The sequence below is a fragment of the Bradyrhizobium nanningense genome (assembly GCF_004114535.1).
GTDB lineage: Bacteria > Pseudomonadota > Alphaproteobacteria > Rhizobiales > Xanthobacteraceae > Bradyrhizobium > Bradyrhizobium nanningense.
Window position 1 is genome coordinate 41,586 of record NZ_LBJC01000074.1, and the last position, 11,548, is coordinate 53,133.

Annotated in this window: 9 protein-coding genes; 4 read left to right on the top strand and 5 right to left on the bottom strand. The window is 65.5% G+C overall.

What is annotated here, in order from left to right; genetic code table 11:
* The first annotated feature begins 73 nt into the window (after nt 1-73).
* Nucleotides 74-1,057 (top strand): phosphatase PAP2 family protein, encoded by a 984-nt coding sequence (locus XH84_RS33725; protein WP_128918236.1) that lies wholly within the window; start codon nt 74-76, stop codon nt 1,055-1,057.
* Between the two features lie 68 nt (nt 1,058-1,125).
* On the opposite strand, the gene XH84_RS33730 is transcribed toward XH84_RS33725, so the two are convergent.
* Complete coding sequence (locus XH84_RS33730; RefSeq protein ID WP_126258786.1) at nt 1,126-1,290, bottom strand: Flp family type IVb pilin; 165 nt, start codon at nt 1,288-1,290, stop codon at nt 1,126-1,128.
* Between the two features lie 417 nt (nt 1,291-1,707).
* Between XH84_RS33730 and XH84_RS33735 the strand changes: the two genes are divergently transcribed.
* The 3 genes from XH84_RS33735 (at nt 1,708) to XH84_RS33745 (ending at nt 5,907) form a co-directional block, all read left to right on the top strand.
* Nucleotides 1,708-3,213 (top strand): hypothetical protein, encoded by a 1,506-nt coding sequence (locus tag XH84_RS33735; RefSeq protein WP_128918237.1) that lies wholly within the window; start codon nt 1,708-1,710, stop codon nt 3,211-3,213.
* A gap of 32 nt (nt 3,214-3,245) precedes the next feature.
* Nucleotides 3,246-4,748 carry a hypothetical protein gene (locus XH84_RS33740; protein ID WP_128918244.1) on the top strand — a complete coding sequence of 501 codons (1,503 nt, stop codon included), beginning with the start codon at nt 3,246-3,248 and terminating at the stop codon, nt 4,746-4,748.
* 163 nt (nt 4,749-4,911) lie between these two features.
* Nucleotides 4,912-5,907 carry a glycosyltransferase family 2 protein gene (locus tag XH84_RS33745; protein ID WP_128918238.1) on the top strand — a complete coding sequence of 332 codons (996 nt, stop codon included), beginning with the start codon at nt 4,912-4,914 and terminating at the stop codon, nt 5,905-5,907.
* 55 nt (nt 5,908-5,962) lie between these two features.
* On the opposite strand, the gene XH84_RS33750 is transcribed toward XH84_RS33745, so the two are convergent.
* The 4 genes from XH84_RS33750 to ybgF all read right to left on the bottom strand — a co-directional run.
* A complete protein-coding gene (locus tag XH84_RS33750) occupies nt 5,963-7,552 on the bottom strand; it encodes a hypothetical protein (protein ID WP_245471953.1) in 1,590 nt (529 codons plus the stop codon).
* Nucleotides 7,553-7,615: 63 nt separating this feature from the next.
* A complete protein-coding gene (gene ftsH / locus XH84_RS33755; RefSeq protein WP_128918239.1) occupies nt 7,616-9,541 on the bottom strand; it encodes an ATP-dependent zinc metalloprotease FtsH in 1,926 nt (641 codons plus the stop codon).
* Nucleotides 9,542-9,808: 267 nt separating this feature from the next.
* On the bottom strand, nt 9,809-10,891 hold the full coding sequence (tilS, locus tag XH84_RS33760; RefSeq protein WP_128918240.1) for a tRNA lysidine(34) synthetase TilS: 1,083 nt from the start codon (nt 10,889-10,891) through the stop codon (nt 9,809-9,811).
* A 76-nt stretch (nt 10,892-10,967) separates the two neighbouring features.
* Nucleotides 10,968-11,548: tol-pal system protein YbgF (gene ybgF / locus XH84_RS33765; RefSeq protein ID WP_128948623.1), on the bottom strand; the 581-nt coding region annotated here is incomplete at its 5' end.

Consider the following 11,548-nt stretch of genomic DNA (forward strand, 5'->3'; position numbering starts at 1 on the left):
CCACACTTCTTACAGCGATCTTAATGCGGGTCCGTAACTGTACGGAGGCAATGCAATTCCATCTCGGTACACCATGCTCGACACGGACGCCCGGACCGCCTGGCAGCTTTTCCACCTCAACTGGCTTCCGATTCTCGGGATGGGGACCCTGCTGGCGCTCGGCCTTCCCGCGACCGGACTGAGTCTCGAGCCGGTCGCCTCCGGCGTGGTCGTGGCGATCGCCGCGGCGCTGATCGCGATCGCCTATGGCCACCGGATCGTCAAGGGCGACCTTGCGGATCCGAAGCTGGTGTTTTCACTCGGCGCCATCGGACAGCTCATCCTCATCTGCGCCATCGTCGGACCACTGACTTACGTCGCGGGCAAGCTGAACTGGCCGCTGCAGGACCAGGCGCTGCTGGCGATCGACCGGGCGCTGGGCCTCGATCCGGAACCGATCGCGCGCTACGTCAACGATCATCCCTGGCTCGCAAACGGCCTTGCGCGCGCCTACGGACTGATCAAGTATCCGCTGCTCGGCGTTCCCGTCGTGCTGGCGCTGACCGCGCGCTATGTGCGGCTGCAATTATTCATGCTCGCGATGGGCCTGGGGCTCGGGGTCACCATCACGATCTCGGCCGTGGTGCCTGCGATCGGCACCTATTATGCCCTGCATCTGCCGGCCGCGCATTTCCCCGAGATCAACACCGCGGTCTATGCCGGGCAGCTGCGCGATATCCTCGCGCTCCGGGACGGCAGCCTGCACGAGCTCCGGCTGTTCTCCCTCTCCGGAATCGTCTCGTTTCCGAGCTTTCACGCGGCGTCTGCGGTGCTCTACATGTGGGCGCTGTGGCCGGTGCGCGGCCTCGGCGGCATCGCGGCCGCGCTCAACCTGGCGATGATCGCGGCGACGCCGGTGATCGGCGCGCATTACATCATCGACGTCGCTGCCGGGGTCGGCCTTGCGGCAGCCTCGATCTGGGCCGCGAAATTCTGCCTCGACCGGAGCCGCGCGCCACACGGGTCTGCAGCGCCCGCTTCGTCGGCTGCACTGGCGAGCATTGTCCAGGAGAACTGACAAGCCTCGTCCAAAAGAAAAGAGCCCCGTCAAGGACGGGGCTCTCGAAATTCTCTGGTCGTCCGGCTCTACTTGAGGCCGGTCGAGATCGCGGTGAACTTGGTGTTCAGCGTGCTGCCGAGGTTGTTGACGACGGTGATAATCGCCAGCGCGATGCCGGCGGCGATCAGACCGTATTCAATGGCGGTGGCGCCGGATTCATCCTTCACGAAACGCGCAACGAGGTTCTTCATAGAGTGCTCCAAATGAGTACACGAGGCTTACAACTGATCTGGTCTTTTCGGCTTCCCAGCGCCGCCCGACCATGGAACCGACCGTAGGGGCAAAGAATTGCGCCGCAGTTAATTCGACTGCGTAAACACCGAGCGGATCGCGTGTGTGGGCCGATGGTAAATTGGAATCTAAAACAATCTGTTAAATTGTCGGGACATGAAGCCGGCGTGGTGCTGCAGGTTTACCCGAAGTTATGACCGCCGTGATCCAATGCCGCCCGCTCGAGCTGAAGCGCGACGAGATCAATCGATCGTCGCGGTTCGGGGTGTTGTTTGAGCGTGATCCTGTCGGAAAGCCGCACAACACTTTGCGCCAACGCGGCCCTTTCGGGTCCGGATCATGCTCGACCGACAAGAACAACAGGACGACGAAGCGGCATGTCCCTTTCCTTTGCCAACGGCATCGCGGTGCAGGGCCGCGCGAGGGCCCTGGTGCCGTTGTGCGCCGGTGCCGGCGCCTATCTGTTAATCCTCTACCTCGGCGACATGCGGCTGCAGGATTCCGACACGTTCTGGCAGATCAAGATCGGGCAATGGATCCTCGATCACCGCGCCATGCCCACCGTCGACTTCTATTCCTTCACGCGAACGGGCGTGCCGTGGAATTCGACGTCGTGGCTGTCGCAGGTGCTGTTCGCTTCCTCCTATGCGCAATGGGATTGGGCAGGTCCCGTCATCCTCACCGCGGCCGGGGTCGCGCTCGCGGTAGCGATCTTCGTCTATCTGATTGGCGCGCAGATCGAGGCGCCACGCGCCGTGCTGTTCGCGATGCTGGCGCTGCTGCTGTCGACCCACCACGTGCTGGCGCGTCCGCATATCCTGGCGCTGCCCGTCATGGTGGCGTGGGTTGGCCTCTTGATGGCGGCCGCCGACCGCAGGAGCGCGCCCTCTTGGTATTGGCTGCCGTTGATGGCGCTCTGGGCCAATTTGCACGGCGGTTTCGTGCTGGGCCTCGCGCTGATCGGCCCGATCTCGCTCGAGGCGGTCGAGCATGCCGAGAAGGGCCGGCGGCTTGCCCTGTTCATGCGCTGGGTGCTGTTCGGAATCGGCGCGCTGATCGCGAGCTGCTGCACGCCCTACGGCTGGCGGACGTTACAGGGCGCCACCAGCATTCTCGGCCTTGGCGAGCTGCTGTCGATAATCTTCGAATGGATGCCGGCGAACTTCACCACGTTCACCTCGTTCGAAGGCGCCCTGCTCGGCCTGATCGCATTCGGCTATTATCGCGGTCTCGTACTGTCGGCGCCCCGGATCTTCCTAATCCTGTTCCTGACCTGGAGCGCGCTGACCCATGTCAGGAGCATCGAGACATTTGCGTTCCTGGTGCCGCTGGTGCTGGCAAAGCCGCTCGGCGAGATGTTCCCGCGCCCGCCGGCTGACGCCGCGGGTGCCGATCGCTGGCCGGCCCGCTATGTCACCGTAACAGGGGCGCTGATGATCGTGGCGGCAAGCTGGACCTCGACGTCGCTCTACATGGCGCACCACCGCTTCAGCTTCACGATGGCGCAGACGCCGGTTGCGGCGGTCGACCTGCTCGAGCAGCGCAAGGTGCAGCGAATCTTCAACGCCTACGAATTCGGCGGCTATCTGATCTCGCGCGATATTCCGGTCTTCATCGACGGTCGCGCCGAGCTCTACGGCGAGAAATTCGTCATGGACTTCTTCAAGGCGACGGAAGGCAAGAAGCCCGAAGTGCTGCCGCGCCTGCTCGACGAGTACAAGATCGACGCAACGCTCCTGGTCGCCGATGCGCCGGGCCCGCAGATCCTCGACCAGCTCAAGGGCTGGAAGCGGATCTACGCGGACGACATCGCCGTCATTCATGTACGAGACCATGCGGACAGCGCGGCCGCGACGCCTCCGAATCCGGCAGGCCAGCCTTGACCATCCCGACGCGTCTCGGCTCGGATCGATCGGTGGCGATTGCCGTTCTGGCAATGCTGGCGGCCGTCTCGTTTCTTCCGGTGCTGCTGACTCCCATTCCCGCGATGGTCGATTATCCCAATCACCTCGCCCGCATGTACATTCTGAGCCAAAGCGGCACCCCCGATGCCAATCCGTATTACGTGGTGGCCTGGGCCTTCTATCCCAACCTCGGCATGGATCTGCTGGTCCCGCAGATGGCGCGGCTGACGAGCGTCGAGAGCGCCACGCGGCTGTTTCTGCTGCTGAGCCAGTTGCTGATCGTCTCCGGCGCGCTGCTGCTCGAATGGGTCCGGAAGGGACGGGTCCAGCTTGCCGGCTTCGCTGCGCTGGCTTTCCTCTACTGCCTGCCGTTCAGCTGGGGCTTCGTGAATTTCGAGTTCGGGCTCGGCCTCGCGCTCTGGGGTATCGCCTTCTATCTGATGTCGGCAGAAGGCCCATGGCCGCTGCGTTTCATCGCCAATTTGATCTTCGTCGCTGCGCTGTATGTGGCGCATTTCTTTTCGCTCGGCATCTACGGCGCGACCCTTGGCCTTTTCGAGTTGTCGCGCATCCGCCAACGGCAAGTCGCCTATCCCGTCGCGGCCGCGCGGCTTGGCGCATTGGCCGTCCCGGCGCTTGCGCTGTTCGGGATCATGCGTCTCGCTGCGGGCTCGATCGGTAACGAAGGCACGGACTGGTTTCTCGGATTCAAGCCGGTCTGGCCGCTCCGCATCATGAATGGCTACAATCTGACGATCGGAGCCGCTACCGGACTGGCGCTGATGATCGCGTTGCTTTTCGCCGCAAGACGCGGCGTTCTCAGGCTCGATCCGGCCGGAAGCTGGCTCGCGATCGGTTTTGCGCTGCTCTATCTGGTCATTCCCTCAAAACTGTTCGGAACCTCGTTTGCCGATCTTCGCGTGATCCCCGCCGCGGCTCTGATCCTGCCGGCCTTCTGCTCGCTGTGGCTGCCGGGCCAGGCGTGGAGAATGGCTGCGCTCGCAGGAATCAGCGGCATCGCACTGCTCAATCTCGCCGTCGTCCTCGCGGTCTGGCTGCCTTACCGCGCCGACTATGCGGCAATCATCGCCTCGTTCGACAAGCTGGATCGCGGCTCCCGCGTCCTGGTGGCCAACACGGGGGACGCTGGCGACCCGCCCTTCGCCGACCTCACCTCGTATCCGATGTATTATGCGCCGACGCTGGCCGTGCACTACGCCAACGCATTCGTGCCCAACCTATTCACGGAGGTGGGCAAGCAGCCTCTGCGGCCGCGTGAGGCCGTGCGCCGTCTTGCCACCCCCGACGGTGGAGTGTTGCCAGTGAGCTTGCTCACCGCGATCGCGACGAGCCAGCCGTCGGCGGAGGTGCCGTCGTTCATACGGACCTGGTCCGAGGATTACGACTACCTGTATGTTCTTGGGCCGCGGGCCGCAAACCCGCTGCCGACCTTGTTGGATGTGCTGGACACCTCGGAGCGATTTGCTCTCTACAAGATCCGCCACAAGTCCTAGACCGAAGCCGCGGCTGCACCAGTGTGGTTAACCGGACTTCACCTCCCCGTCCGCCCTGCCAGCAACTTCCCCGTGGCCTAGACCCTTAACGGTTGCGGCAAGGCGACCTTAACCCCGGAACGATAGACTTGCGCCCCTGCAACCCCCAGTCGGAATCCTTCGCATGGCGGCCAATTCCAGATCGATCCGCTACAGCCTCGTCATCCCCGTGTTCAACGAGGAAGCCGTATTGCCGGTCCTGCTGCATCGGCTCGACCTCGTCCTATCCCGGCTCGACGGGCCGGCAGAAGCGATCTTCGTCGACGACGGCAGCAGCGATTCCAGCTCGATCGTGCTGCAAGCGCTCGCCAAGCGTGACCCGCGTTTCCGCTTCATCGGCCTGTCGCGAAACTTCGGCCATCAGATCGCCATCACCGCCGGCATGGAAGCCGCGCAGGGTGAAGCGATCATCGTCATGGATGCCGATCTGCAGGATCCGCCCGAAGTGATCGAGCAATTGATCGCGAAGTGGAAGGAGGGCAACGACATCGTCCACGCCCGCCGCCTGTCGCGCGAGGGCGAAAGCCATTTCAAGCGCGCGACCGCGCATCTGTTCTACCGGCTCCTCGGCAAGATGTCCTCCGTCGCCATTCCCGCCGATGTCGGCGACTTCCGCCTGATCGACCGCAAGGTGTTGGAGGCACTTCGGCAGATGCCGGAGCAGGATCGCTTCGTGCGCGGCATGATCGCCTGGCTCGGCTTCCGCCAGGCCGAGGTCGCCTTCCACCGCCTCGAGCGCGCCGCGGGCGAAACCAAATACCCGTTGTTCAAGATGGTCCGCCTCGCGGTGAACGCCGCGCTCGGCTTTTCCGACCTGCCCTTGCGGCTGGCAATCTGGTGCGGATTGACGGTCTCCGGCCTGGCGCTGCTCTACGGCGGCTGGGTCGTTCTGCTATGGCTCAGCAAGGACAGCCACCTTGTGACCGGCTGGTCTTCGACGATCGTCCTCGTGTCCTTGCTGTGTGGCATCAACATGCTGATGACGGGCATCGTGGGGCTTTATGTCGGCCGCATCCATGCCGAGGTGAAGCGCCGCCCGCTCTATGTGGTGCAGACCCGAGCCGGCTTCGATCGCGACGAGGCGGCGGCCACACCCGCAATTCGCGCCGTCAACGAGTGACCCGGCGCGTCACCGAGATCTTTCCCGCGGCTCACTTGGGACGATACCGCCTGACTTATCTTTGCGGCGTATCGCGCCGCTTATGCACGACCGCCACATCGTCGCTGTGGACGCGCTGCCACTCGGGCAGCCGGTCGAGCAACGCGACCGCCGGTGTGCGCGGCGCAAGCAGCGTTGCGCCGATGTTGTACTCATCGAGCAGCTTGAGGAAATCTCCGAGGTCGGTCAGCGCCAGATCGCGATTGTAGCGTTCGATGAACGGCCCCCGGTACAATTCGGCGCGACCATCGATGAAGGTGGGAATGCCGGCGAAGATCAAATAACCGCCGAACGAATAATCGTTGAGCACGCGCGCCGGCCCGGCCAGGCCGCCTTTGTCTACGGCGGCCTCAGGGGTGATACTCGGAGCCGGCCGTAAGTCACGCGCCAAGCCTACCGCGCTGATCGCGACGAATACACAGAGTGCGGCCAGAGTCAGCCCGCGCGACGAACCGGCCACATCGCTTCCGGCCGGTCCGCCGAACGTCCGCCCCAGGGGAGCCGCCAGATAGAGCGGCGCCAGCATGGCCAGCAGATCCGCATTGCGGATTTGCGCCAGCGCGAAATGGAGCAGGCCCATCACCACCAGGACCCGAACGACCGGCAGCGTCACGCCGCGTGAGAGCGCGAAGATGCTCCCCAGCAGCAATATCTCGAAGCCACCGATATCACCGAAATCCTGCGGCCGCCATTCCCCGATCCAGGCGAGCGCGGAGCCGATGCCGAGCGTCGTCAGCGGCATCAGGAGCGGCTCCGGCCCGTGCGGCGTCAGGCAAGACGCCGCCAAGGCGAGCGCCGTGAATGGCAGCCAGTGCAGCAGCACGCGGGGCCATTGGCTTCGCTCTTCGCGCAGCAGCGCCTCGAGCACCACGGGGCCAATCAGCCCAAGCGCCAGCACCCCGCTGCCGTGCAGATTAGCCCACAGGATCAGCAGCGGCAGAGCCCAGTAGGGCGGAGGGCCGCCGCGGTCCATGCAGCGAACCAGCGCCGCCGCCCAGGCCACCATTAGCGGCAGCACGAGGACATGCGGCCGCGCCAGCATATGCGGCGCCAGCAGGACGATGGCTGCTATCACCATCAACAGCGTCAGAGTTGGCGACAGCTCGCGCAGCAGGACGTGCGTGAACAGGCCGAACGCAAGCGCGATCGCCGCGGCCGCGATGGCGACGACGCCTGGCCAGCCCGCAAGCGCGTAGGCAGCGGCATAGATGACCTCGGACAGCCATTCGAAGGTGATCCAGGGCGCGCCGTGCTTCGAAAAGGAAAACGGGTCGCTTGCCGGCAGGGTGCCATGCGCGATGATCCAGCGTCCGAGCGCGATGTGGGAATAGCTGTCGGGATCGCCCAGCAGCCGCGGCCCGGCAACCAGCAGCAAAGCATAGACGACGAGCCCCACGGCCCAAGGCAGCGCTGCACGTGCCGAAAACGGTTGAACCGCGCTGTGGACGACCTGGTCAGTCATGGCGGGCCAAACTAGGACGCAAGCGTTAAGTTCTTCTTTAGTGTTTCGCGCTTTTGCCCCGGGCGGATTCTGGGCTCCGCCCCTGCCGCCCGCTTCCGGCGCAGCGCGCTTCGCTCGCGCCTCGGACGCGCAGCACCAGCGCACCGCCAGCCAACAAAAAACGCGGCGTTTCCGCCGCGTTTTTCAATCTCATCTGGCGCCCCGCGATCACGCCTGCGGCTGCGGCTCCAGGCCGGGATCCGCATCGGGCCGCGGGCGCGGCGACTTGCCGGCCGGGGGCACCGCGGAGGCGCGCGGCGTGGCCGGCTCGAGTACGGATTCGCGGTTCGGCTTCTTGCCCTTGAGCAGATCGACGATCTCGTCGCCGCTCAGCGTCTCGAACTCGAGGAGACCCTTGGCCAGCGCCTCGAGGTCGGCATGCTTCTCGGTGAGGATGCGGGTTGCTTCCTTGTAGCCTTCCTCGACCAGACGACGGATCTCGGAGTCGATCTTCTGCACCGTGGCCTCGGAGGCGTTCTGCGTCCGCGACACCGACATGCCCAAGAACACCTCGTCCTGGTTCTCACCGTAGGAGACCGTGCCGAGCTCTTCCGACAGGCCCCAGCGCGTCACCATCATCCGGGCCAGGCGCGTCGCCTGCTCGATGTCGGAGGCGGCGCCCGAGGTCACCTTCTCGCGGCCGAAGATCAGCTCTTCGGCGACGCGGCCGCCCATCATGATCGCGAGACGCGAGGTCATCTGCTCCAGAGACATCGACAGCTTGTCTCGCTCGGGGAGCTGCATGACCATGCCGAGCGCGCGGCCGCGCGGGATGATGGTCGCCTTGTGGATCGGATCGGTCGCGGGCACGTTGAGGCCGACGATGGCGTGGCCGCCCTCGTGATAGGCCGTCAGCAGCTTCTCTTCCTCGGTCATGACGAGCGACTTGCGCTCGGCGCCCATCATCACCTTGTCCTTGGCCTCCTCGAACTCGGCCTGCGTCACCATCCGCTTGTTGCGGCGGGCGGCGGTGAGCGCAGCCTCGTTGACGAGGTTCATCAGGTCGGCGCCGGAGAAGCCCGGGGTGCCGCGCGCGATGGTCTTGAGGTTGATATCCGGCGCCAGCGGCACCTTGCGGACGTGAACTTTCAGGATCTGCTCGCGGCCGACGACGTCAGGATTGGGCACCACGACCTGGCGGTCGAAGCGGCCCGGACGCAGCAGCGCGGGATCGAGCACGTCGGGACGGTTGGTCGCGGCGATCAGGATCACGCCCTCGTTCGCCTCGAAGCCGTCCATCTCGACCAGCAACTGGTTCAGCGTCTGCTCGCGCTCGTCATTGCCGCCGCCGAGGCCTGCACCACGGTGACGACCGACGGCGTCGATTTCGTCGATGAAGATGATGCAGGGCGCGTTCTTCTTGGCCTGCTCGAACATGTCGCGGACGCGGCTCGCGCCGACGCCGACGAACATCTCGACGAAGTCCGAACCTGAGATGGTGAAGAACGGCACGTTGGCTTCGCCCGCGACCGCACGTGCGATCAGGGTCTTGCCGGTGCCGGGAGGGCCGACCAGCAGCACGCCGCGCGGAATGCGGCCGCCGAGGCGCTGGAATTTGCCGGGGTCGCGCAGGAATTCGACGATCTCCTGCAGGTCCTGCTTGGCCTCGTCGACGCCGGCGACGTCCTCGAAGGTGACGCGGCCATGGGCTTCGGTCAGCATCTTGGCGCGCGACTTGCCAAAGCCCATCGCCTTGCCGGCGCCGCCCTGCATCTGCCGCGACAGGAAGATCCAGACGCCGATCAGCGCGATGAACGGCAGCCAGGAGACCAAGAGCGAGACGAACCACGGCACGTTGTCGCCTGGCGGCTTCGCGGAGATCTGCACCTTACTGTCATACAGGCGCTTCACCAGCGTCGGGTCGTTCGGCGCATAGGTCTGGAAGCTGGAGCCGTTGGTGAAGGTGCCGTGAATGTCCGGGCCCTGGATCACGACGTCGCGCACATTGCCGCGGTCAACCTCGCTCAAGAGCTGCGAGAAGGCGATGTCCTGCGAGGAGGCTCGCTGACCCGGATTCTGGAAGAGCGTGAACAACGCCAACAGCAGCAAAACAATGATGACCCAGAGGGCGAAATTGCGCAGATTGGCGTTCATCGATCTTCCTTCGTGGTCGCGCGGATCGCGGCCTGGTCCTTCAGGAGTTACCTTCGGGTGTTACTTGGGCAAGCTGGAGAAAATCCCCAAGGAATCCTCTCGGTTAGACGCATACAATTTAGGTGCCGCCCGGGTCGCTGCCAAGGGAACGAGATGGGACTATTTAGCCCATCTTAGAGCGATTCCCGCTGAAATAATGGCGCTTGAGCCGGGGTTTTTCCTGCCTGGTTAAGGTGTCCTGACGGTGTGGGGCCGAAATGGCTGGTGTCATGATCCGCCCTCGCCCGCGCCTATTCCGCCCTTGCGGCGCCGGGCCGGCGCCGGCGCGATCTGGATACGCCCGCCGGCAAGGCTGATCAAGGCTCCCGCAAGCGTCTGCTTCAGGATCGGGCGGCGATCGGTGCCAGCGCGGAGACTTGCCGCAATGGCCTGATCCAGCACGGACATCAGGGTTTCGACCTTGCCGAGTTCCGCAGGCCCTTCATGCCCGAGCGCGTTGATGGCCCGCAGCAGGAGCCGTAGCCGGACCTCGTCCGGCAGGGCGGCAAAGGCCGAAGCCTCGAAGCTTCGCTGCCCCGCCTGCGGCGCATCGCCGCGATCCCGCAAACGGAGGAAGCGCTCGGCGCCGTCGGCCAGCACCTCGACCGCCGCATTGGCCCGCGCCAGCCTGGTCGCGAGCCGCGCCAGATTCCTGATATCGCCGCCCTCGGCCGCGAGAAGCGGCAGCAGCACGCGCAGCCGCGGCCGGGTGAAGGCGGTGTCGCGGTTGGTGGGATCGTCGGCAAAGCCGACCTTGGCCCGCTTCAGGGTCGCGATCAGCTGCGACTTCGAGACGTCGAGCAACGGGCGCGCCAGCACGATTCCGTCGCGCTCACTGAAGGGAGCCATTGCCGAGAGGCCGGCAAGTCCGCTGCCGCGAAGCAGCCGCATCAACAGCGTCTCGGCCTGGTCGTCGCGGGTATGGGCGGTCAGCACGTGGCTGGCGCCGACGGCATGCGCGGCGTCTGCGAGCAGGCGGTAGCGGGCCTCGCGCGCGGCCGCCGGCAGCCCCGTCCTCGGCTTGGCGCCGCGCCAGCGCAGGGTCCGGTGCGGCAATCCGAGCTCGGCGGCGAGCCGCTTGACCTCGCGCGCCTCGCGCGCCGCCTCGCGTCGCAAACCGTGATCGACCGTGACGACGGTGAGACGCGGTGCGCGCGCAAGGCTGCGCTGCCAGCGCGCCATCAGCCACATCAGCGCAACCGAGTCCGGCCCGCCGGAGACGGCGAGCACCAGCGCCGGTGCGCTCTTCAAGCCGGCGAAGAGGCGGCTCGCCTCGCGTGTCGAGATCGGAGAATGGTCGTCGTCTGACATGACGCTGCCCAGCAATCGCCAGCGAATGGCGGGCGCAATCTAGCGCAGCGCCGTCCGCGTTGTCAGGACCCAGGCGTCAGCACTTCACCCGCTTCTGCTCGCGGTCGACCGCGGCTTTGACGCCGGCGGAGGCGCGCGGATATTTGCGGCCGACCTCGCCGAAGGCGGCGCAGGCGGCCTCCTTCTCCTTCAGGGCGGCGAGCGACTGGCCGAGCCGCAGCAGCGCATCCGGCGCCTTGGCCGATTTTTCGTATTTGGTGGTGACGGCGAGGAAAGCTTCCGCGGAGTCGCGATATTGCTGGCGCTGGAAGTAGCTCTCGCCGAGCCAGTACTGCGCATCCCCGAGCAGTGGGTCGCTCGGATATTTCTGCGTGAAGTTCTTCATGGTCTGCTCGGCGAGCGCATAGTCCTTGCGCTGCATGTAGCCGATGCCGAGGTCGAACTCGTCGCGCGGCGTCGCCGAGGGCGGCAGGGTGGTCAGCCCGGTGCCGCCTGGGGCCGGATAGCCCTGCTGGGCCGGCGGATTGCCGGGCTGGGCCGCCTGCGGCTGATAGCGAGGGCTGGTGTTGGCGAGATCGAGCGGCTCGCCAGCGCCGCGGCCGCCGGGCGCTCCGACCGGACTGCCCGCCGGCACCGGCTGCTGCCCGCCGCCGAGCG

Excerpts from the sequence above, each read along its gene's own strand:
- XH84_RS33725 (WP_128918236.1), top strand. The coding sequence starts at position 74 with ATGCTCGACACGGACGCCCGGACCGCCTGGCAGCTTTTCCACCTCAAC.
- XH84_RS33730 (WP_126258786.1), bottom strand. The coding sequence starts at position 1,290 with ATGAAGAACCTCGTTGCGCGTTTCGTGAAGGATGAATCCGGCGCCACC.
- XH84_RS33735 (WP_128918237.1), top strand. The coding sequence starts at position 1,708 with ATGTCCCTTTCCTTTGCCAACGGCATCGCGGTGCAGGGCCGCGCGAGG.
- XH84_RS33745 (WP_128918238.1), top strand. The coding sequence starts at position 4,912 with ATGGCGGCCAATTCCAGATCGATCCGCTACAGCCTCGTCATCCCCGTG.
- ftsH (WP_128918239.1), bottom strand. The coding sequence starts at position 9,541 with ATGAACGCCAATCTGCGCAATTTCGCCCTCTGGGTCATCATTGTTTTG.
- tilS (WP_128918240.1), bottom strand. The coding sequence starts at position 10,891 with ATGTCAGACGACGACCATTCTCCGATCTCGACACGCGAGGCGAGCCGC.